General features: G+C 63.8%; 19 protein-coding genes and 1 pseudogene. 8 read left to right on the forward strand and 12 right to left on the reverse strand.

All coding sequences use genetic code 11. From position 1 onward, the window contains the following. From ABI213_RS22255 to selD, 4 genes are all read right to left on the reverse strand, one after another. Positions 1 to 744, reverse strand: a 744-nt coding sequence (locus ABI213_RS22255) for a VanZ family protein (RefSeq protein ID WP_348028706.1), incomplete at its 3' end; no start/stop codon positions are given. A 172-nt stretch (positions 745 to 916) separates the two neighbouring features. Further along, positions 917 to 1,519, reverse strand: a complete 603-nt coding sequence (gene mobA / locus ABI213_RS22260; RefSeq protein ID WP_348005062.1) for a molybdenum cofactor guanylyltransferase MobA — start codon at positions 1,517 to 1,519, stop codon at positions 917 to 919. Positions 1,520 to 1,580: 61 nt separating this feature from the next. Further along, a complete protein-coding gene (gene moaA / locus ABI213_RS22265) occupies positions 1,581 to 2,681 on the reverse strand; it encodes a GTP 3',8-cyclase MoaA (RefSeq protein ID WP_348028708.1) in 1,101 nt (366 codons plus the stop codon). A 4-nt stretch (positions 2,682 to 2,685) separates the two neighbouring features. Continuing rightward, positions 2,686 to 3,741, reverse strand: a complete 1,056-nt coding sequence (gene selD, locus ABI213_RS22270) for a selenide, water dikinase SelD (protein ID WP_348028710.1) — start codon at positions 3,739 to 3,741, stop codon at positions 2,686 to 2,688. 33 nt (positions 3,742 to 3,774) lie between these two features. Here selD and mnmH point away from each other — a divergent pair, with 33 nt between their 5' ends. The 3 genes from mnmH to ABI213_RS22285 all read left to right on the forward strand — a co-directional run bounded on the left by mnmH (position 3,775) and on the right by ABI213_RS22285 (position 8,817). Continuing rightward, positions 3,775 to 4,818, forward strand: coding sequence for a tRNA 2-selenouridine(34) synthase MnmH (gene mnmH / locus ABI213_RS22275; protein ID WP_348006033.1), 1,044 nt, complete (start codon positions 3,775 to 3,777; stop codon positions 4,816 to 4,818). A gap of 344 nt (positions 4,819 to 5,162) precedes the next feature. Continuing rightward, positions 5,163 to 8,120, forward strand: coding sequence for a response regulator (locus ABI213_RS22280; RefSeq protein ID WP_348006032.1), 2,958 nt, complete (start codon positions 5,163 to 5,165; stop codon positions 8,118 to 8,120). A 208-nt stretch (positions 8,121 to 8,328) separates the two neighbouring features. Next, on the forward strand, positions 8,329 to 8,817 hold the full coding sequence (locus ABI213_RS22285) for an OmpA family protein (RefSeq protein WP_348006031.1): 489 nt from the start codon (positions 8,329 to 8,331) through the stop codon (positions 8,815 to 8,817). Positions 8,818 to 8,883: 66 nt separating this feature from the next. Here the strand turns inward: ABI213_RS22285 and ABI213_RS22290 are convergent, their stop codons facing one another. From ABI213_RS22290 to ABI213_RS22300, 3 genes are all read right to left on the reverse strand, one after another. Further along, positions 8,884 to 9,381, reverse strand: a complete 498-nt coding sequence (locus tag ABI213_RS22290) for a hypothetical protein (protein ID WP_348006030.1) — start codon at positions 9,379 to 9,381, stop codon at positions 8,884 to 8,886. Further along, positions 9,378 to 9,932 carry a hypothetical protein gene (locus tag ABI213_RS22295; RefSeq protein ID WP_348006029.1) on the reverse strand — a complete coding sequence of 185 codons (555 nt, stop codon included), beginning with the start codon at positions 9,930 to 9,932 and terminating at the stop codon, positions 9,378 to 9,380. The genes ABI213_RS22290 and ABI213_RS22295 overlap by 4 nt, the downstream gene beginning before the upstream one ends. A 153-nt stretch (positions 9,933 to 10,085) precedes the next feature. Continuing rightward, positions 10,086 to 12,527 (reverse strand): sodium-translocating pyrophosphatase, encoded by a 2,442-nt coding sequence (locus ABI213_RS22300; protein ID WP_348028712.1) that lies wholly within the window; start codon positions 12,525 to 12,527, stop codon positions 10,086 to 10,088. A 303-nt stretch (positions 12,528 to 12,830) separates the two neighbouring features. Here ABI213_RS22300 and ABI213_RS22305 point away from each other — a divergent pair, with 303 nt between their 5' ends. From ABI213_RS22305 to ABI213_RS22315, 3 genes are all read left to right on the forward strand, one after another. Next, positions 12,831 to 14,429: a carboxypeptidase regulatory-like domain-containing protein gene (locus ABI213_RS22305; protein ID WP_348006027.1), complete on the forward strand. Its 1,599-nt coding sequence runs from the start codon at positions 12,831 to 12,833 to the stop codon at positions 14,427 to 14,429. 156 nt (positions 14,430 to 14,585) lie between these two features. After that, the gene (ppa, locus tag ABI213_RS22310) at positions 14,586 to 15,122 is read left to right on the forward strand and encodes an inorganic diphosphatase (RefSeq protein WP_348006026.1); all 537 of its coding nucleotides are present in this window, start codon (positions 14,586 to 14,588) and stop codon (positions 15,120 to 15,122) included. A gap of 73 nt (positions 15,123 to 15,195) precedes the next feature. Continuing rightward, complete coding sequence (locus ABI213_RS22315; protein ID WP_348006025.1) at positions 15,196 to 15,555, forward strand: translation initiation factor Sui1; 360 nt, start codon at positions 15,196 to 15,198, stop codon at positions 15,553 to 15,555. Here the strand turns inward: ABI213_RS22315 and ABI213_RS22320 are convergent. Continuing rightward, entirely contained in the window at positions 15,536 to 16,522 is a 987-nt protein-coding gene (locus ABI213_RS22320; protein WP_348028714.1) for a Gfo/Idh/MocA family oxidoreductase, read from the reverse strand. The two genes, ABI213_RS22315 and ABI213_RS22320, sit on opposite strands and share 20 nt — an antisense overlap. Positions 16,523 to 16,554: 32 nt before the next feature. On the opposite strand from ABI213_RS22320, the gene ABI213_RS22325 reads away from it, so the two are divergent. After that, positions 16,555 to 16,770, forward strand: coding sequence for a DUF3820 family protein (locus tag ABI213_RS22325; RefSeq protein WP_348006378.1), 216 nt, complete (start codon positions 16,555 to 16,557; stop codon positions 16,768 to 16,770). A gap of 2 nt (positions 16,771 to 16,772) precedes the next feature. On the opposite strand, the gene ABI213_RS22330 is transcribed toward ABI213_RS22325, so the two are convergent. Together ABI213_RS22330 and ABI213_RS22335 are read right to left on the reverse strand one after the other, a co-directional pair. Further along, on the reverse strand, positions 16,773 to 17,771 hold the full coding sequence (locus ABI213_RS22330) for an LLM class flavin-dependent oxidoreductase (RefSeq protein ID WP_348006379.1): 999 nt from the start codon (positions 17,769 to 17,771) through the stop codon (positions 16,773 to 16,775). 234 nt (positions 17,772 to 18,005) lie between these two features. Beyond that, positions 18,006 to 18,431, reverse strand: coding sequence for a S4 domain-containing protein (locus ABI213_RS22335; protein WP_348006380.1), 426 nt, complete (start codon positions 18,429 to 18,431; stop codon positions 18,006 to 18,008). 127 nt (positions 18,432 to 18,558) lie between these two features. Between ABI213_RS22335 and ABI213_RS22340 the strand changes: the two are divergent. Continuing rightward, positions 18,559 to 19,383: pseudogene (locus ABI213_RS22340) on the forward strand (tripartite tricarboxylate transporter substrate-binding protein). Between the two features lie 116 nt (positions 19,384 to 19,499). On the opposite strand, the gene ABI213_RS22345 reads toward ABI213_RS22340, so the two are convergent. Continuing rightward, positions 19,500 to 19,883 carry an SWIB/MDM2 domain-containing protein gene (locus ABI213_RS22345; protein ID WP_295951369.1) on the reverse strand — a complete coding sequence of 128 codons (384 nt, stop codon included), beginning with the start codon at positions 19,881 to 19,883 and terminating at the stop codon, positions 19,500 to 19,502. A 166-nt stretch (positions 19,884 to 20,049) separates the two neighbouring features. Then, complete coding sequence (gene yedA, locus ABI213_RS22350; protein WP_348005794.1) at positions 20,050 to 20,949, reverse strand: drug/metabolite exporter YedA; 900 nt, start codon at positions 20,947 to 20,949, stop codon at positions 20,050 to 20,052. Positions 20,950 to 21,036: the final 87 nt, after the last annotated feature.

The raw sequence follows: 21,036 nt of genomic DNA on the forward strand, positions 1-21,036 counted from the left end.
GTCCATCCGCCAGAGCACAGCGCCTAGGGGTGCATAGGCCAGCGTAGCGAACACCGTGCTGACAAAAGCCAGGCCAATGTCCGCAGCCTGATGCTCCAGGAAGGGAAGCGCCTGGACCCGGGCCAAGTGGGCGACGGCGGCATCCCAGTCCAGCCAATCGAGACGGATGAGGCCACCCCAGCCCGCAATCAACAGCGCGCAGCTCGCCAGCAGCATGGTTCGCAGCGGGCCGCTCAGGGCGCGAGAGCGGGGCGCATGGTGCAGTTGGGCCAGTGCCCGGTAGGCTTGCGTGGTTCCACTGCCCAGTGCCAGCCACCCGACGATTCCCAGGGCGGAGCCCATCGCGTTGGCCAGTACATCCAGTGCGGATGAATCGCGAGGCGGAAAGAAAATCTGTGTGAACTCGATACCCAGGCTGAGCAAGGTGCAGCCGCCCAGGGCCAGCAAGATGTGCCCCATCGAAGCGCCCCAGTGTGGGCCACGGCGCAGGGCGGCCAGCCCGAAGAACCCCATCGGCACAAAGATCGCAATATTCGTGGTCCAGTCGGTCAGCGAGCGGGGCTGCAAATCGGCAAAGCCATGGCCCAGAAAATCGTGGGCCACCTGGTCCCAAGCCTGTGCGCGGAAATCGAGCGGCAACAGGCTGCCGTACACGATGAAGGCAGCCCAGGCCAGCAACAGCATGGCGGACGGAAAATCGATCTGTGGGCGAACCGCCCCGTGCCGTGTGGTGGGTTGCAACATGGCGGGATAATACTGGGCTTTGCCCGGTCGGCAGCAGAAGGAATTGCCTTCAGCGGGACAGGGCCTGGGCAGCATTCCGGGTGCAAGGTCACACCTCTTGATGCGCTGGTTGAGGGCTCCTGCGGCACTGTGGCCGATGGCTATCGGTCGGCGGCGATGTCTTGGGTGGATTTCATGGTTTGAGGCTCTGCAGTTCGGCCAGCGTATTGGCGTTGAAAAAAGCCTGGCCATCGTTGAAGGGCACCCGCGCCGTGCGCTGCTGGGCCGTCCAGATGCCGACTTTGCGCCCGCCCGCCGCCAGGAATTGCGCCAAGCTGTTGCGCAGAGTGGTGCGCATCAGGCAAAACACCGGCTGGCTGCGAAGTTGTCCCTGTTCGTCGGGCGCGCTGGCCATGGCGATGTCGGCGTCATGCTCCTGCAGTGTTGCCCACAGGCGGGCCACCAGGTCTGCTGGGAACCGCGGCGCGTCGCAGGGCACGGTCGTGAGGAAAGGGGTCGTGCAATGCGTCAAGCCCGCCAGCATGCCCGCCAGCGGCCCGGCAAATTCCGCATCGGCATCCGGCCACACCGGCACACCGAAGGCCGCGTAGTCGGCCAGGTGGCGGTTGGCGCTCAGCCCCAGCAGACCCACCTGCGGCCGTAGCCGTTCCAGTGCATGCAGCGCCAGCGGCTGGCCGTCGAAAAACTGCAAACCTTTGTCCACCCCGCCCATGCGGCTGCCCTGGCCGCCTGACAGCACGATGCCGGTGATGCAGTGCCGCGGTGTCACGGCCATTTACTATCTTTTATATAGCTTCTACCGCAGGTGGACTGTGCGCTAGAGGCATATTTCATGCTTAGCCACCGATGTAGCTCATCTCCACCCGCCGTGCGCCGGTGCCTGTGTCGGCAGGCAGGGCAGCGCGCAGGGCCGAGTAGCGGTCGTTGCGGCCTTGCCAGATGTGCTGGAGGGCAGCGGCCAGGTGGTCGTCGCTGGCATCGCCCCGCAGCAGGTCGCGCAGGTCGTGGCCCTGGCTGGCAAACAGGCACAGATAGAGCTTGCCGTCGGTGGACAGGCGGGCCCGGCTGCAGTCGGCACAGAAGGCCTGGGTCACGCTGCTGATCACACCCACCTCGCCGCTGCCATCGGCATAGGCCCAGCGCTGGGCCGTTTCGCCGGGCGCGCTGGGGGCCAGCGGGTGCAGGGTCCACTGGGTTTGCAGGGTTTGCAGCACTTCGGCCGACGGCACCACCTGGTCCATGCGCCAGCCGTTGGTGGCACCGACATCCATGTATTCGATGAAGCGCAGCGTGCTTCCCGTGCCTTTGAAGTGTCGCGCCATGGGTAGGATTTCATGGTCGTTGGTGCCGCGCTGCACCACCATGTTGACCTTGATGTCGGACAAACCGGCCTTGTGCGCGGCCTCCAGCCCGTCCAGCACGTCGCGCACCGGAAAGTCCACGTCGTTCATTTTGCGGAATATGGCGTCGTCCAGCCCGTCCAGGCTGACCGTCAGGCGCTGCAGCCCGGCATCTTTCAAAGCCTGGGCCTTGCGGGCCAGCAGGGCGCCGTTGGTGGTCAGCGTCAGGTCCAGCTGCTGGCCGTCCGGAGTGCGCAGGGCGGCCAGTTGGGCGATCAGCAATTCGATGTTCTTGCGCAGCAGCGGCTCGCCGCCGGTGAGGCGGATCTTGCGCACGCCCTGGGCCACGGCGACGCGGGCGACGCGGGTGATTTCCTCGAAGCTCAGCAGTGCGCTGTGCGGCAGGTAGGGGTAGTCTTTGTTGAACACCGCCTTGGGCATGCAGTAGCTGCAACGGAAGTTGCAGCGGTCGGTCACGCTGATGCGCAGATCGTGCAGCGGGCGGCCCAGTGTGTCCGCCAGCGGACCATCCACCAGGGTAGAGGAGCGCAGTGCGTGCGTGCGCTGGTCCAGCAGAGGGATGACGCGGTGGACCATGGCCTCAGAACGCCAGTGCCACGGATTCGCCGGGAGCCGGGGTGTGCATACGGCCGATCTGCGCGGCTTGCGCAAACCCGGCCTGGTGGAAGGCGGCCAACACAGCGGGGGCGGCTTCTGGGTTGCAACTGACCAGCAGGCCGCCGCTGGTTTGCGGGTCGGTGATGAGGGCCTTGAGCCAGTCGGCACCGCGCCAGTGCACCTGGCCGCCGTAGCCATCCCAGTTGCGGGCCGAGGCCCCGGTGACAACGCCTTGCTGGGCGAAGGCCGCAGCGCTGGCGATCAGAGGCAAGGCGCTGGTATCTACCTGGGCCGACAGGCCTGCGCCCCGGCACATTTCCAGCAAATGCCCGGCCAGGCCAAAGCCGGTCACGTCGGTCATGGCGTGCAGGCCGTCGATTTGCGCTAGGGCAATGCCGACCTTGTTGAGTTGGGTGGTGTGGTGCAGCATCTCCGCATAGCCGGCGGCATCCAGCAGGCCTTTTTTCAGCGCCGCCGACAAAATACCCACGCCCAGCGGTTTGCCCAGCACCAGCACGTCGCCCGGCCGTGCATCGGCGTTGCGGCGCACCTTGTCGGGGTGCACCAGGCCCAGGCCGACCAGGCCGTAGATGGGCTCCAGCACGTCGATGGAATGGCCTCCGGCGATGGGGATGCCCGCCTCGCGGCAGACCGCAGCGCCCCCGGCCAGCACCTGGCCAATCACTTCGGGCGGCAGCTTGGCAATCGGCATGCCCACCAGGGCCAGCGCCATGATCGGCGTGCCGCCCATGGCGTAGATATCGCTCAGCGCATTGGTGGCGGCGATGCGGCCAAAATCAAAAGCATCGTCCACGATGGGGGTGAAAAAGTCGGTGGTCGCCACCAGTGCCTGGGTGGCGTTGAGGCGGTACACGGCGGCGTCGTCGCTGGTTTCGGTGCCCACCAGCAGCTCGGGCGGCACCAGGCCTTGGGGTGCGCGTGCCAAAATCTCGGCCAACAAGCCGGGGGCAATCTTGCACCCGCAGCCGCCACCGTGCGAAAACTGGGTCAATGCAATGGGTTCTGAAGTCTGGGTCATAAGGTGTTCGATTGTGCCAGCCGAGGTTTTTCCGTGAGAGCCCCTACTACGGTGAAGGACCGGCACGCCTTCCATACCCTGATCGACGCGCGCTCGCCCGCCGAGTTCGCCATCGACCACATTCCCGGTGCCATCAACTGCCCGGTGCTGGACGACGCGCAGCGCGTCATCGTCGGCACGCTGTACAAGCAGCAGGGCGCTTTTGAAGCCCGCCGGGTGGGCGGCGCCATGGTGGCCGAAAACCTGGCCAAGCACCTGCGCGAGAAATTTGCCGACCAGCCCGCCAAGTGGACCCCGCTGGTCTACTGCTGGCGCGGCGGCATGCGCAGCGGCTCCATGGTGACCTGGATGCGCATGGTCGGCTGGGACGCGCAGCAGCTGCAAGGCGGCTACAAATCTTGGCGGCGCTTTGTGATCGACGCGCTGGAAGCGCAATGCCCCACGCTGCCTTTGCGGGTGCTGGTGGGGGCTACCGGTAGCGCCAAAACCAGCGTGCTGCACGCCTTGGCTGCGCAGGGCCACCAGGTGCTGGACCTGGAAGGCTGCGCGGTCCACAAGGGCTCCATCTTGGGGGCGGTGCCCGGCCAGGCCCAGCCTTCGCAAACCGCGTTTGAAACCGGCCTGGCCCACGTGCTGGAAAAGCTGGATCCGACCCGGCCTTTGTATGTGGAGGGCGAGAGCCGCAAGATCGGCCGCCTGACCCTGCCCACGCCGCTGGTGCTGCGCCTGCGCGCCAGCCCCTGCATCGAGATCCGCGCTACACCGCAGGCGCGGCTGGACTACCTGCTGCGCGACTACGCCTACCTGGGTGACGCACCGCAGGCCCTGGCCGACAAGCTGGGCCTGCTCAAAGACCTGCACGGCAGGCAGGTGATTGAGCGCTGGCAGGGCTGGGCGCTGGGGGGCGATCTGCATGCACTGTTCGCCGAACTGATGACCCTGCATTACGACCCGCATTACACGCGCTCACAGAGCAATAACTTCAGCCAATGGGCCACCCGCCAGACACTGGAGACCGATGACTTGACGCAGGCCGGGGTGGATGCGCTGGCCGAGGCGGTGGCGGGGTTGCCTTGAATACGTTCTAAGCTCGGGAATTACCCTAGCGGTGGTCTAGGACCGTGTTTTTTAGTGGCCATTTGCTTACAAAACCGTAACATCAGAAACATATTGCATGGAGCCACGTTCGCGTGGTGAATCGCTTATGTTGTTACAGCCAAAGTCGGTGTTGTATCCCGGTGTGCGTCCCTCCCGCGCCGTGCTGTGGGGCGTTTTGGCAGTGTGGGGTGGTTCCACCCTGGCAGCGATGTGGTGGCTGAACCCGGTCAGCCCCACCAGCCTGTCAATCTGCACAAGTTCCAATTCCAGTTCCAATTCAAGTTCCCGTGCCGCTCCCTCGGCTCCTTCTGTGGCCCGCTAGCATGGGCACGGTGTCCGAACGCGAACTGGGCTACTACCGGTACGCGCACCGGCTAATGCTGGACGTGGCCGGGGTGCATTTTCTGGCCTGCCTGGGTTTTGCCTATGCCACCGACACCTGGGGCCTGTTGCTGTGGGTGGGCGTGCCCGCCGTGCTGGTGCCCTGGTGGATCAGCTACTACTATCCTGCCGACTTGGTGTCGCGCATGGCGATGGCGCTGGGCTTCATGGCTTTGACCGGCCTGGTGATCCAGCAATCCGGGGGGGATCTGGAGGCGCATTTCAGCTTTTTTGTGATGCTGGCGGCGCTGGTGGTGTACTGCGATTGGCGGCCACTGGTACTGGCCACCGTAGCGATTTTGCTGCACCACATTGTGTTTTTGCTGCTGCAGCCGCTGGGTTTGGGGATCGTGGTGTTCAACGATGGGCGCACGCTGCTGGGCGGGCGTTCGGTCTGGGTCCACGCGCTGATCGTCTGCGCCGAAACCGGGGTCGTGGTTTTTGTGGCCATGCGCCTGAAAGCCATGCTGCTGGACTCGTACAAGGTGTCGGATGCCGTTTTGCGGATCGCCGACGGCCAGCTCGATACCCTGCTGGACCCGGCCGAGGTGCGCAAATCCAGCATGCTGACGGCGATCGACACCATGCAAAAGCGCTTGCTCCGCATGGTGACCGAGCTGCAGCAGGCCCGTGCGCTGGCCGAAGACGCAGCCGCAGCCAAGAGCCTGTTTTTGGCCAATATGAGCCATGAAATCCGCACCCCCATGAACGCCATCATCGGCCTGTCGCACCTGGCCAGCCGCACCGAACTGTCGCCACGCCAGCGCGACTACATCGGCAAGATTGAACGTTCCGGCCAGCATTTGCTGGGCATCCTGAACGATATTCTGGATTTCTCCAAAGCCGAAGCGGGCAAGCTGGAGATCGAGCGTGCGCCGTTCGAGCTGGATTCCGCGCTGCAAAACGTGGTCAACCTGATTGCCGAAAAGGCCAGCGCCAAGGGCTTGGAGCTGATTTGCGAGGTGGGCGCCAATGTGCCACCGCATTTGCTGGGCGACCCGCTGCGGCTGGGGCAAATTTTGATCAACTACGCCAACAACGCCATCAAGTTCACCGAGCGCGGCGAAATCCACATCGCCGTGCGCCGGGTGGACCGCTTGGCCACCGACAGCGATGCGGATGTGATGCTGCGTTTTGAGGTGCGCGACACCGGCATCGGTCTCACACCGGAGCAGATCAACCGCCTGTTCCAGAGCTTCAGCCAGGCCGACAGCTCCACCACCCGCAAGTTTGGCGGCACCGGGCTGGGTCTGGCCATCAGCAAAAGCCTGGCCGAGCTGATGGGCGGCGAGGTGGGGGTGGACAGCGTGCCCGGCAAAGGATCGGTGTTCTGGTTTACCGCCCGGTTAGGCTGCGGCCTGCAGCAGCGGCGCACCCTGGTGCCCAGCATCGATGTGCGTGGGCTACGCGTGCTGGTGGTGGACGACAACCCCCATGCCTGCACGGTGCTGGTGGACATGCTCGACAGCATTGGCTTTAAGGTGCAGGCGGTGGATTCGGGGGCCCTGGCCATCAAGGCGGTACGCGATGCGGCCACCATCCAGCAAGACTTTGACGTGGTGATGATGGACTGGCAAATGCCGGGCATGGACGGGCTGGAGGCCGCGCGGCACATCCGTGCCCTGGGCTTGGCGCGGCCACCACAGCAAATCATGGTGACCGCCTATGGCCGGGAAGACGTGCTGCGCGGAGCCGAGACTGCGGGCCTGCAGGATGTGCTGCTCAAACCCGTGAATCTCTCGCTGCTGTTCGACACCATGATGCGGGTGGTGGGGGGCAGCCCTGGCGGGGCCTTGCCCCACAGCGTGCTGGCCGACCCCACACTGCCGGACGAGGCCCTACTCGGCCTGCAGGCCCTGCGCGGTGCGCGGGTGCTGCTGGTGGAAGACAACGCGCTGAACCAGCAGGTCGCCACCGAGTTGCTGGAGGACGCAGGTTTTGTGGTGAACGTGGCCGGGGATGGACAGCAGGCGGTAGACCAGGTGCAGGCCCTGTGTTTTGATATCGTCTTGATGGACATGCAGATGCCGGTGATGGACGGCGTAACCGCCACCCAGCATATCCGCGCCGATGCCAGGCAACGCGACCTGCCCATCGTTGCCATGACGGCCAACGCCATGCAAGCCGACCGCGACCGCTGCCTGGCCGCAGGGATGAACGGCTTCATCACCAAACCCATAGAACCCCAGGCGCTGTGGCTGGCGCTGGCGCAGTGGATCGTCCCGCGCGAAGGCCTGGGCCAGCAGCCGCCACGTGCGGCGCGCACCGTGTTTGCATCGACGGATGGCCCCCCAGAGCCGTCCGAAGCCGTGCCCACGCACATCGACGGCGTGGACACGGTGGCGGGCCTGCGCCGCATGGGCGGTAAAACGCCGCTCTACCTCAGTATGCTGCGCAAATTCAAGGCTACCCAGCCCTCCGCCTGGGACACGCTGCGCCAGGCCGTTGTATCTGAGGACCTGGCCCACGCCGAACGCCTGGCCCACACCCTGAAAGGGCTGGCGGGCAATATCGGGGCCACGCCGCTGCAACACACCGCCGGGGCGCTGGAAACCGCTTTGCGCGACCGTGCCCCGCGTACATCGTTAGAGCCGTTGCTGTTGCAGACAGAGCAGCACCTGCAACAGCTGGTGGTGGATCTGGGCCAGGCGCTACCCGACCGGCGGGCCGAACCGCCTGCCGCGCCCGTGGACCCGACCGGAGCGCGCACACTGTTGCGCCAGCTGGAGGCCTATCTGGAAGCCGACGATGCCGATGCGCTGGCCGTTTTGGCCCAGCACGGTCCGGCTTTGCGCGGCGTGCTGGGTGCCGACTATGCCGCCCTGGAGACCGCCGTGGCCGATTTTTCTTTTGAAGAAGCCCGGGCCGTGCTGGCGCGGGTGCAGTACCCGGCCGTGTAGTGGATTTTCAAAAAGAATAGCTGCCTGCGCAGGTGCAATATGCGCCAACTGCACTTTTTGTTACTATTTTTTGACCGTACAGCCTGTGCTTGCCCGTGGCTAAACAGGCCGGTCAGCCCTCTACAATCAGCCCCCGACACATTGTCCGCAGCGCCTCCTGCCGAGGCCCTGCACCTGTGCCTCTTATCTTTTCTGGAGTACCCCAAAAATGTTTTCTTCTGACGACGACACCGACCACGGCGTAGTGCTGGCTATCTTGTTTGGCGTGGTGGCGGCCATCATCGGCCTGGTGATCGGCCTGGGTATCTACAAGACCCATGTACCGAAGCCCGCCGCCATGGCCAACGTGGAAGTGGTGGAGGCCGACGGTGCTAGCGTCAAGGTGGTGGACGGCATCGTCAAGTTCTACTTCGCCACCGCCAAGGCCGACATCGCCGCCGGTGCCAACGAAGCCCTGGTCGAAGTGGTCAAGATGGGTGCGGCTGGCAAGTCGGTGCGCGTCAGTGGCTTCCACGACGCCACGGGCGACCTGGCCAAAAACCAGGAGCTGGCCAAGCAGCGCGCCATCGCCGTGCGCGACACCCTGGTCGCCCTGGGCGTGGCCGAAGACAAGATCGAGCTGGTCAAGCCCGAAGCCATGACCGGCACCGGCAGCAACGCCGAAGCCCGCCGCGTCGAAGTGGTCGTGGTCCAGTAAACCGCGCGCAGTTCCATCAAAAGCCGCATCGCCTGCAAGGGCGGTGCGGCTTTTTTCATGGGGCCGTTACTGCAAAGCTCCCCAGCGCGGCACGGCGGGTTCGGCGGCGGCCCATTGCCAGCCGTTGAGCTGCAGGCAGATGCTGGTGGTGTACCAGCTAGCCGCTGGCGGGTTGGGTGCGGCGCTGTCGTTGGCCACCGAGAACGCCACGTCGCGGCACTGGGCCAACGGGGTGTCGAGCTGGCGTGTCACTTGCAGTTCGCCGTGCTCGTTGCCGTAGGGAATGCTGCGCTGCATGCGCCAGGGGCGGATTTCGCCCACGGGCAGATGGCCTGCGATGCTGGCGATCAGGTCTTGTTCTTCCTTTTGTAGCCTGCGCGTGACGTGCTTGATACCTGCGTCGGTGGCGGCCTTGACGCTGATGCTGACGGCAATGCCCACCGCCGGGTTGGCGGTGGCCGCGCCGGTAGCGATGCCCGCTACCGCGCCTGTCAGCCCACCGACCGATGAGCAACCGGCCAGCGCCAGCGATGCCGCCAGACAAGCGCAGCGCACAGCGGTCATTGCAAGGCTCCCCAGCGCCCGGTCGCCGGTTCGGCCGATGCCCACTGCCAGGTTGGGCCGTTGCGGCAGATGGTGGCCACGTAGAAGGCGCGGGGAAATTCGGAAATATCGGTCATCTCCACCGAAAAGACGATCTCGCGGCAGTCCAGGCCCTTGCTGCCTGCGTTGCCTGGGCTATCGGCATTGCCAATGGTTCGGCTGACGGTGACCTCGCCCTGCTCGTCGGGCTCCAGCGGGATTTTGTGGGTCATTTTCCAGCGCGCCACTTCGCCCACTTTGAGTGCCCCGGCAATCTGGGCGATGTGGTTTTGCTCGTCCTGGTGGGCGTTGCGTTCGGCTATTTGCAACCCGGCCTGGGCTACGGCCTGCACACCTACGCCAATGCCGGTAGCGACTGCCGCGTTGTGGGTCACTGTGCTGGCCAGTGCCGCGCCACCGATCCCGGCGGTAACCCCAGTGCCTTCGCGCAAGAAAGAGCCGCAGCCGGTGAGTGCCAGGGTGGCGGCGCAGAGCAGGGCGGTGGGTACGCGTGAAGAGAGAGTGGATTGCATGCCTGAATTACCTATAAAAACAAGTGCTAGCGCATATTTGGTATGCGCAGGTAGCTATTAAGTTTATAGCGATTCAGGTGGATTTTGGGTGGCCTTACATCCGCTCACAAAAAAGCCCGGCGGGGCCGGGCTGGAGTGGGACGGGGGTGCAATTTATTCCACGGTCACCTCGACCCGCCGTGCCTCGGCGGGCGGGCCGCCGGCCTGGGTTTGCGCGGGTTTTTTCAGCGCAATCTTGTCTTCCGCCACGCCCAGGGCGGTCAGGGCATCGCGTACGGCCAGGGCACGTTGCTTGGCCAGCTCTTCGTTTTTGGCGGCATCGCCCGAGGCATCGTGGTAGCCGCTGACCACGGCTTTTTTGCCCTCGGCCACGGCTTTGGCCACGTCGGCCAGTGCGGCGGCGGCACCGTCGGCCAGTTCGGCCTTGCCGGTGGCAAAGTAGAACTTGACCACGCCCTGGTCGATGGTGATGGACGCGCTGTCGCTCATCGCTGCCACCGGGGCCGAGGCGTGCATGGCGGGGGCTGCTGCTACCGCGGTGTCGCCGCCGTGGATCTGCATCACCAGCGGCACGATCAGCAGGGCCACGATGTTGATGATCTTGATCAGCGGGTTGACGGCAGGACCGGCCGTGTCTTTGTAGGGGTCGCCTACGGTGTCGCCAGTGACGGCAGCCTTGTGGGTTTCCGAGCCCTTGCCGCCATGGTGGCCGTCTTCGATGTATTTCTTGGCGTTGTCCCAGGCACCGCCGCCGGTACACATGCTGATGGCCACAAACAGCCCAGTGACGATGGTGCCCATCAACAGCCCGCCCAGCGCCGCTGGACCCAGCAGCAAGCCGACCAAAATCGGCACTACCACTGGCAGCAGGCTGGGCACCATCATTTCCTTGATCGCCGCCGTGGTCAGCATGTCTACCGCTTTGCCGTATTCGGGCTTGGCCGTGCCTTCCATGATGCCGGGAATCTCGCGGAACTGGCGGCGCACTTCGACCACCACGCTACCCGCGGCGCGGCCCACGGCCTCCATCGCCATCGCGCCAAACAGGTAGGGAATCAGCCCGCCGATGAACAGGCCGATGATGACCATCGGGTTGCTCAAATCGAAGCTGACCACGTGGCCGTAGGCTTCGAGCTTGTGGGTGTAGTCGGCAAACAGCACCAGTGCCGCCAGGCCGGCCGAGCCAATGGCGTAGCCCTTGGTGACGGCCTTGGTGGTGTTGCCCACGGCGTCCAGCGGGTCGGTCACGTCGCGCACGCTCTTGGGCATTTCGGCCATTTCGGCGATGCCACCGGCGTTGTCGGTGATGGGGCCGTAGGCATCCAGCGCCACCACGATGCCGGCCATGCTGAGCATCGAGGTCGCGGCAATCGCAATGCCGTACAAGCCACCCAGGTGAAATGCCGTCCAGATGGCGATACACACAAAAATCACCGGCCAGGCGGTGGAGCGCATCGACACACCCAGCCCGGCAATGATGTTGGTGCCGTGCCCGGTGGTGGATGCCTGGGCGATGTGCTGCACCGGGGCGTACTGCGTGCCGGTGTAGTACTCGGTGATCCACACCAGCGCGGCGGTGAGTACCAGGCCGACGGCGCAGGCGCCATAGAGCTTCATGGCCGCGCCCGTGCCGCCCAGCGCGTTGTCGGGCACCAGGGCGGTGGTGACGAAGTAGAAGGCGATCAGCGATAGCACGCCCGCCACCGCCAGCCCCTTGTATAGCGCGGGCATCACGTTCTTCATGCCCGGCGAGGCCACCACAAAGAAGCAGCCGATGATGGACGCCACGATGGACACGGCACCCAGCGCCAGCGGGTACACCACGGTGGCCGCACCGCCGCCCGAGGCCAGCAGCGCGCCCAGCACCATGGTGGCGATCAGCGTGACGGCATAGGTTTCAAACAGGTCGGCGGCCATACCGGCGCAATCGCCCACGTTGTCGCCCACGTTGTCGGCAATCACCGCCGGGTTGCGCGGGTCGTCTTCGGGGATGCCGGCTTCCACCTTGCCCACCAGGTCGGCACCCACGTCCGCGCCCTTGGTGAAGATGCCGCCGCCCAGCCGCGCAAAGATAGAGATCAGCGACGAGCCAAAGGCAAAGCCGATCAGCGGGTTCAGCCGCGCTGCTGTGGGTGCGCCATCGGGTACCAGAAACCAGTAGAAGCCGGTCACGCCCAGCAGGCCCAGCCCCACCACCAGCATGCCGGTGATAGCCCCGCCGCGAAACGCCACCGTCAGCGCCGGGCCAATGCCCTTGGTGGCCGCCTGGGCGGTGCGCACATTGGCCCGTACCGACACATTCATGCCGATAAAGCCGCAGGCACCGGACAGGCCTGCGCCAATCACAAAGCCCATGGCCGAGAGTCCGTCGAGAAACAGCCCGATCAGCACCGCCAGCACCACGCCCACCATGGTGATGGTGCGGTATTGCCGGGCCAGATAGGCCGCTGCGCCGGTCTGGATGGCGGCGGCAATTTCTTGCATCCGCGCATTGCCTGCATCCTGGGAAAGTATCCAGCTGCGGGCCCAGAAACCGTAGGCCACTGCAATCAAGCCACAAATAAGCGCCAGTGTGAGCGCTGTGTTACCTGCCATAGGAATGTCTCCTTTTTTGTCGTTGTTTCGCGAGATGGGGTGCAACGCTAGCGAGGCCCCCGCTGCGTTGCTTCCTCGCATCCCGCACAAGGACGGAGACGATTGGCCAACGTCATCAATATAAGGGAAAAAACCGGGCCTGAACCGGGTAACTTTATGTATCCAATATGTAAAGCATTTGCGCTAGATATACATTGACCAACGACAGCCCGGTGCTGTTGCAACGCATCAAGAGACGCGGGTCTGCAAGGCCCGATCGGCTTGCGAAGTCTCAATTTTTTTCAATTATTTTTGGGGTTGTGTATGAAGTATTCAATGCGCCAATGGCGTGCGATAGGGCTGGGGTTGGTCGCCTCGTTGTGTCTGGTAGCTTGCGGTGGCGACGACGATGGGACTACGGCTAATGCGCCGGTCACCCCGGTCACACCTGTGACTCCGGTGAACAACACCGCGCTTTCGGGCACCGTCCTGGACGATGCTACCGGTCTGGGCATCCAAGGCGTTACGGTACGCGTGGGTAGCTTGACAACGACCTCCGCCGCAGACGGTACTTTCCGCCTGACCGGCATTGCGGCCAGTGGCCGTACGACGGTGGTTTTTGAATCCTCTAGTTACGCCGAAGGTGCCCGTATCGCCAATGTAGTGGCTGAGGCCACTACCGATGTACAGGCCCGTTTGGTGCGGGTGGCGGCCAGCGGCGATGTACCCGTGGCAGCGGGCGGCACGGTCGCTTTGCCTGGCAGCCCGGCGCAGGTCACTTTGCCGGCCAACGGCGTGCGCCGCGCAGATGGCAGCACACCGACCGGCAACATCACGGTGCGGATCACGCCGATCAATCCGGCGATAGACACGACCTTGATGCCGGGCGACTTTTTGACCTCTGGCAGCAGCGGCAATGTCCCCATCGAAAGCTTTGGCGCGATGAATGTCACGCTCACCGACAGCGCGGGGGCTGCGTTGAACCTGGCTAGCGGCCAGACGGCCACGATCCGTATTCCTTTGGCCTCGCGCAATGCGTCGGTGCCTTCCACCATCCCCTTGTTTTACTTTGACACCAGCACGGGTCTGTGGAAGCAGGAAGGCAGCGCAACTTTAGCGGGCTCCGGTAGTTCGGCGTACTACGAAGGCACGGTCAGCCACTTCACCACCTGGAACGCTGACCAGACTTACAACACCATCATCGTCCATGGCTGCCTGAAAGATGCTGCGGGTGTCTTGTTGGCCAATGGCCTGGTGGCTAGCGACGGTATTGATTACACCGGCACCAGCACCGTCTATACCGACAGCAGCGGCAATTTCAGCCTGCCTATCCGCAGCGGCAGCATCGCCACCATCGTTGCCGTGAATGGCGGGCGGTTGAGCAACACAGTGCGCAACGACCCCAGCACCACCGACATCACCCTGACCGACTGCCTGAGCTTGGGCCAATCCGGTGCGGGCGTGACGATGAAGCTCACCTGGGGCGCCTTGCCCAGTGACCTGGATTCGCACTTGATTACCCCCAGCGGTGCGCACGTGTACTACAGCAGCAAAGGTGCCTTGGTGTCGGTACCTTTTGCGAACCTCGACGTGGACGACACCTCTAGCTATGGCCCAGAAGTTGTCACCGTCACCAAACTGATGGTAGGAACCTACAAATACTCGGTACGCAATTACAGCGGCTATGGCGGAGGCCCTATCGCGCAATCGGGAGCCCGGGTGGAGGTGAATATGCCCGGGCGTGCGTTGCAGTTGATTACACCGCCCACGGCCGGTGAATCGGCCAGCACCAATTACTGGAACCTGTTCGAGTTCGACGTGAGCGCCACGTGCGTGATCACGGTGCGCCCCGTAGGTACCTATACCAACGACTTGCCCACCATTCCAACCAGTAGTACACCGCAGTACTGCACGCCCGTATAAGGCGTTGGGGGCGGCTGCCCCCACAGGCGACACAGAACGAAAGTGCTGTGTCGCTTTTTCATTTTTACGGCTGCCGTCAGGCCGGTGTCACCGCACTGAGGCAAAATCATGGCCGCACCAACCCGCTATTTTCAACTCCAAACCAAGAAGACAACCATGTCCCTGAACCTCGTCCCTCCCGGTAAAAATGCCCCCGACGCTTTCAACGTCGTGATCGAAATCCCGATGAACGCCGACCCGATCAAGTACGAAGTGGACAAAGAATCCGGCGCCATCTTCGTGGACCGCTTCATGACCACGGCCATGCACTACCCCACCAACTACGGTTACGTGCCCCAGACCCTGAGCGGCGACGGCGACCCGGTGGACGTGCTGGTGATCACCCCGTACCCACTGTTCCCCGGCGTGGTGGTGACCTGCCGCCCGATCGGCATCCTGATGATGGAAGACGAAGCCGGCGTGGACGGCAAGGTGCTGGCTGTGCCCACCGACAAAATTTTGCCCATCTACACCCACTGGCAAAAAATCGAAGACGTGAACCAGATGCGCCTCAAAGCCATCAGCCACTTCTTTGAACACTACAAAGACCTGGAAAAAGGCAAGTGGGTCAAGGTCATCGGCTGGGAAGGCATCGATGCCGCCAAGAAGGAAATCACCGACGGCATGGCGAACTACAAGAAGTCGCTAGCCTAATTTTTAGTGGTCAAATTGGCACTTGGCGCAGGTAATGCTTGCGCTAGGTGCTATTTTTTTTGATAGTGCGTGTATGAAAAGCAAACTCGGCGGCGGCGGCCTGGTCTATTCCACCGACACCGGCCGCATGTGCCCGGACTGCCGCAAACCGGTGGCCGACTGCATTTGCGGCCAAAAAGCGCTGCCCAAGACCGACGGCATCGTCCGCGTGTCGCGCGAAACCAAAGGCCGGGCTGGCAAGGGCGTGACCCTGGTGAAGGGCGTTCCGCTGGATGTAGCCGGTTTGACGGCGCTGGGCAAACAGCTCAAAGCCGCTTGCGGCAGCGGCGGCACGGTGAAAGACGGCGTAATCGAAGTGCAGGGCGACCATTGCGATACGGTGATCGCGCTGCTGCAAAAGCAGGGCTATACGGTCAAAAGGGCGGGCGGCTGATCTGCTCCATCACCCACGTCGTCCGCTGCGCCGTGTGGCTAGTGGACGGGTGCGTCACCAGTCCGTCCATGTGCTTTTGCATGTTCTCGATGTGGAAGAACTGAATATTTTCGGCATGGGCAATCTCGTGGCTTTGCGTGCCCTGGGCGTTGCGTAGCACCACCGGTTGTTCGCCGAAGACAGAAAAATGGATTTCGCCCTGGCTGCCGTGAATGGTCACCGCGTCCAGTGCCTGCGCCGCACCAAAGTTCCAGTAGCCCGAGCCCGTCGCCCCGCTGGCGAACTGCCAGGTGCCGGTGACTGCATCGGCGGCGGCGTACAGGCCCTGCTGGTTAGTGCGGATGCCTTGGGCTAGCGTGATGTCGCCCAGCAGATGCAGCATCAAATCCAGGCCGTGGCTGGCCAAATCTTCGAAGTAGCCGCCCGCGGCGACCGCCGGGTCGGTGCGCCAGTTGGCCGTTTGGGCGGTATCGAATGCATTTGGGGCGCGGGCAAACGACCAGTGCACGTGCCGCACCGCGCCAATTTCACCACCGTCCAGCCACTGTTTCACCTGGGCAAAGCGCGGCAGCGAGCGGCGGTAGTAGGACACGAACAGTGGCAGCCCGGCGGCCTCAAACGCAGCAGTCATCTCCCGGCATTCGCGGTGGCTGGGGGCCATGGGTTTTTCCACGCAGCAGACCTTGCCCGCGGCGGCCACCTTGAGGGCATACAAATGGTGGCTGTCGGGCGGGGTGGCGATGTAGACGGCGTTGACTTCGGGGTCGTTGATCAGCGCATCCGCATCGTCGTACCAGCGGGGCACCCCATGGCGTTCGGCATACGACTGGGCCAGCGCGGCGTTGCGGCGCATCACGGCTACCAGGCGGGAACCGGCTACCTTGTTGAAGGCCGGGCCGCTTTTCAGTTCGGTGACTTTGCCGCAGCCGATGATGCCCCAGGCCAAGGGGCGGTGTGTGGGTTGCATGGTCAAAAACCGCCAGTGTAAAGTCGCCCGCTATGGATTCCGATTCCCTCCAACGCCTCGTCACCGTGACCATGCCTTTCGGTAAACACCAGGGCACGCTGATTGCCGATTTGCCCGGCAACTACCTCAACTGGTTCGCCCGCGAAGGCTTTCCTAAAACCGACATCGGCCGTCTGCTGGCGCTGATGCACGAGATCGACCACAACGGGCTGTCAGACCTGTTGAAGCCCTTGCGGCCAAAACGCTAGGGTTAGGCGGTAACCGCTTCCTCCCGCACCTCGGCGGCAATCTCGTACGAGCGCAGCCGGGCGCTGTGGTCGAAGATTTGCGAGGTCAGCATCAGCTCGTCGGCTCCGGTTTTCTCGATAAAGGCCTGCAACGCCTTGCGCACGGTGTCGGGCGAGCCGACGGCACAGCAGGAAAGAGCGCTGTCCACCATGGCCCGGTCGCCGGGGTGCAAGCGCTCGGCAAAGCCGTCCACCGGGGGCTGCAGCAGGCTAGGGCGGCCGCTGCGCAGGTTCACAAAGGCCTGTTGCAGCGAGCTGAAAAGGAAGCGCCCGGCCTCGTCGGTGTCGGCCGCAAAAACGTTAAAGCCCAGCATCACATAGGGTTTGGCGAGCTGCTTGGACGGCTTGAAGCGGGCGCGGTAAATGGCAATCGCGTTCATCAAATCACCCGGCGCAAAGTGCGAGGCAAACGCGTAGGGCAGGCCCAGCTCGGCGGCCAGCTGCGCGCCAAAGGTGCTGGATCCCAGAATCCACAGCGGCACTTCCAGCCCCGCGCCCGGTACGGCGCGCAGGGTTTGGCCCGGCTCCAGCGGGGCAAAGTAATGCTGCAGCTCGACCACATCGTTCGGAAACTGCTGGGCATCGGTCTGCAGATCACGGCGCAGCGCGCGTGCCGTCGCCTGGTCGGAGCCGGGCGCGCGGCCCAGACCCAGGTCGATGCGGCCCGGAAACAGCGACTCCAGCGTGCCGAACTGCTCGGCAATCACCAGCGGCGAATGGTTGGGCAGCATCACGCCGCCAGCCCCGACGCGGATGGTGCGCGTGCCGGCCGCCACATGGCCCATCACCACCGCGGTGGCCGCGCTGGCAATGCCGCGCATGCCGTGGTGCTCGGCCAGCCAGTAGCGGTGGTAGCCCAGGCTTTCAGCATGCTGCGCCAGGTTCAAGGTGTTGCGAAACGAGTCGGCAGCGGTGCCGCCTTCGACGATGGGGGCGAGGTCGAGGACTGAAAAGGGGATCATGGTGGATTTATATAAAAAGTGGCTCCAGCGCAGGTTGTGCCTGCGCGGGAAGCTATTAAAAATGAAGCATCCGTATGGCGCAGCGTATCCGCTGCATGGCCTGCAGTTGGGGGCGGTTTGGCCATTCGCAACGTCTGCGCGAATTCGACCACAGCGCTAGCCGCACGGCTGCCGACGCCGCCCTTGATCGGGTTGCGGATAGGGGCATGCCGCGCACCGTGGGCGCGCAGGCGGCTAATCGTCTATCGACGCACTCCAGCGGTCGCCCCAGCCGTGCCCGGCCTGGCCACCCATGGTGTCCAGGTCGCGCCGCTGGCGTTTGGTGGGGCGGCCATGGTCCAGGCTGTGGGCGGGTTCGGGGGCCAGGCGGCGCTGCTCGGCAGCGGCGGTGCGGGCCTGTACGCTGTCGGGCGTTTCGGCGTACAGCGCCTGCGCCACCGGAGCCGGGCCGCGGGCCTGGCTGATACCCACCACCGCAATGGTGCGCACCACCGGGCCTTGGCGCAGCGTCAGCAGGTCGCCGGGCTTGACTTCGCGGGCGGGCTTCACGTCTTGCCCGCCGATCTGCACCCGGCCTTTATTGACTTCATCGGTTGCCAGGCTGCGGGTTTTGTAAAAACGGGCGGCCCAGAGCCATTTGTCGATGCGTAGTTTTTCCATGTCTGGGCATTTTGAACCAAAGAAGGACCATTGGTGGTGTCTGGGTATTTCCCCTAATACCCGTCTACAGCGCGCTGACATACAGGCCCTGCACCATCACAATGTCAAACATCACCAGGAAACTGCCATGCGCCGTGCTGCATTCTTGAAGTCCTTGGCCGTGCTGGCCGAGGGCGCAACCCTGCCTTTGGCTGCCCGTGCCGGGGCCAACCTCAAGATGATGATCCCTGCCAACCCCGGTGGCGGCTCGGACACCACGGGCCGGGCGCTGGGCAAGGTCATCACCGATGCGCAGGCCGCAGACACCGTCAGCTTCAACAACAAGGGCGGTGCCGCCGGTGCGCTGGGCCCGGCCCAGTTTGTCAACGGCAGCAAGGGCGACCCGGATGCGCTGATGGTCATGGGCGCGGTCATGCTGGGCGGCATCATCGCCGGCAAGCCGCCGGTCAGCCTGGGTCAGGCCACGCAGCTGGCGCGCCTGACCGACGAGTACATTGCGGCGGCCATGATCGCCCGCGAGGTCGGGGTCGATCCGTCCAAGATCAAATACGTGGCCTTTCGGGGCGGCGGCGAGGCCGCGGCGGCTATTCTGGGCGGGCGGCAGCAGCCTGAGCGAGTTTTCGGAGTACATCCAAACTGGCAAGATGCGGCCGATTGCCATGACCTCGGGCACGCGCATCACGGGACTGGATATCCCCACCCTGAAAGAGCAGGGCATCCATGTCGAAATCGGCAACTGGCGCCGGGTGTACGGTGCGGGCGGCATCACGCCCGAGCAGCGCAAGGCTTTGACGGAGATCGTGCTCAAGGCCGTCAAGTCCAAGTCCTGGCCGATGCACTGGAGAAAAATGGCTGGACCCCGGCGGTCCTTACGGGTGCCGGGTTTGAGAAATTTGTCGATGGCGAATTCACCAGCCTGCGCGCCACCATGGTCAAGTCGGGCATGGTGTAGGCTGAGTGCTATTGAAATGGTAGCTTTCGGCGCAGGTGCTGTTTGCGCTGATGGTCTATTTTGTGCATAAAAAAAGCCGCATCGCTGCGGCTTTTTTTATGGGGCTGTGAAGCCGATTACTTCAGGTGCTTGCCGATCAGGCCAGCCATTTCGAACATCGTGACTTCGTCTTTGCCGAACACGGCCTTGAGCTTGGCATCGGACTTGATGTTGCGCTTGTTGGCGGGGTTTTGCAGGTTGTGCTTCTTGATGTAGACCCACAGCTGCTTGACCACTTCGGTGCGGGGCAGGGGGGTAGCGCCGACGACCGCAGCCAGTTCTTTGCTGGGGGTCAGGGCCTTCATGAAAGCCGCGTTCACGGCGCGCGCTGGAGCCGCAGCAACCTTCTTGGCGGGAGCGGTCTTGGCCGCTACTTTGGTGGCCGGAGCGGCTTTGGCTGCAGGAGCAGCTTTCTTAGCAGGAGCAGCAGATTTTGCTGGGGCTTTTTTTGCAGTTGCCATGATGGTCAGTCCTTGTTGGAGTTAGGTTCACACCAGCGAAAAACATCGTCTCCACCGGCAGACCGCCATGCTAATGGAGAAAAAACCGGTTTCCTATGGGCGAGGCAACTTTTTCGCATCGGAGAGACATCTTTTCACTGGTAAATAGCCTCAGCAAGCCTTGTTTTCAGTGCTTGCGCGATTTTTGCCCCGCCACAAGGATGCAAACCACCCCGAGCAGTATCACCGCACAGGCCCGCCATTCGCGTGCCGTCACCACTTCGCCGGCCAGCACCACGCCCAAAAACAGCGCAATCAAGGGGTTCACAAACGCGTAGCTGGTGGCCAGCGCGGGCGCGGCGTGGGCCAGCAAATACAGGTAGGCACTGAAGGCCACCAGCGAGCCCGCCAGTACCAGGTAAACCCAGGCCGCAGTCGCTGCTGCCGTAGGTGGCCAGTTGGGTTGTTCGCCCAAGGCCAGCGACACCAGCAGCAGCGCCGCGCCACCACATAGCATTTCGCTGGCAAAACCCACCGGGCCTGGAGCCAGCGGCAGCCGCGTGGTGGACAGCACCGAGCCCAGCGACCAGGTGAGCGTAGCCCCGGTGATACACAGCAGGCCGATGGGGGCGGCCGCAAAGCTGGCCCCCTGCACCAGCAGGCCCACGCCGACCAGCCCGGTGGCCATGCCCAGCAGTTCCAACCGGGTGGGCCGCTGGCCAAACAGCAGACCCCAGCCGCAGGTCAGCATGGGCACCACGGCGATGAAGGTGGCGATCAGCCCCGAGCCGATGTGCACCGAGGCCTGCGCCGTCAGCCCCATGCCGCCGCCCAGCATCAGCACGCCGATCACCAGCGCGTTGCGCCACTGTAGGCCGCTGGGCATCGCCTGCCCGCGCGCCAGCAGCCAGGCCATCAGCAGCCCGCCTGCCGCCAGAAACCGCGTGCCCATCTGGAAGAACGGCGGAAAACTTGGCAGCGCCCAATGGATGGCCAGGTAGGTAGAACCCCAAATCAGGTAGCAGGCCAGCAGGGCTGGCAACAGCAGGGCGTTGGGGCGGGTAGAGAGAGAGGTGGTGTGCGACATGGCCGTTATCTTAGGTAGACACGGGCGACCACACCATGCAAGATTGCGGTAAAAATCGAGGCTTGGCCTTTACTTTTAAATAGATTC

Origin of the sequence: Rhodoferax sp., from assembly GCF_039922535.1 — a bacterium.
In the GTDB taxonomy this organism is placed as follows: domain Bacteria; phylum Pseudomonadota; class Gammaproteobacteria; order Burkholderiales; family Burkholderiaceae_C; genus Rhodoferax_B.